Source organism: Streptomyces sp. AC627_RSS907, from assembly GCF_019049165.1.
In genome coordinates this window covers 1-617 of sequence record NZ_JAGMUE010001268.1, presented here as the reverse complement: position 1 = coordinate 617, position 617 = coordinate 1, and the positions used below count along the sequence as shown (strand labels likewise).

Here is a 617-nt window from a genome sequence, read left to right as displayed (position 1 = left end):
CCACACGGGGAATCCGTGGAATTCGCCCCTGATTCACCCGGTCGTTTCGTGACGCAGAAATCCTCCTCTTACACGAAATTTTCCTAGGCGATGGAGATCCGCACGTCATGACCCACCCTGTGCCCGAATGGGCCGACCCCCAGGTGCCCTCGGAATCGCTCGACCCGCAGGGGCTCAGCCGTCGAGGGTTGATGCGTCGCGCCGGCCTGTTCGGAGCGGGGTTCGCCGCCGCTTCCCTGCCCCTTCCCGCGCTGGCCGACGGACACGGGCGCGGGCAGGGCGGGGGACACGGTCATCACGGCCACGGTCACGGCGGGCACGGCCACGCCCCCGACCTGGTCTACCTGGTCGGGGACCACCACAACCACACCGTCTACAGTCACGACGCCAAGTACACGTTCTCCCAAATAGCCTCGGCGGGGCGGAAGTTCGGCCTTGACTGGATGGTCTTCACCGAGCACAGCAACATCGGCCACGCCGCGTTCGGTGCCGCGCGCGAGCACCGCGAGATCCTGCGGGCCCGTGCCGAGAACAGGCGCATGCTGATCTTCCAGGGCCTTGAGTGGTACATCCCCGGTGCCGAACACTGCACCGTCTTCTCACCGCCCGGCCGACAC

At 67.1% G+C, this 617-nt stretch carries 1 protein-coding gene; it reads left to right on the top strand.

The genetic code is table 11. The features are described from left to right. Positions 1-107: 107 nt before the first annotated feature. Positions 108-617 (top strand): PHP domain-containing protein (locus KUM32_RS41420; RefSeq protein ID WP_254406799.1); only part of this gene is annotated, 510 nt, incomplete at its 3' end.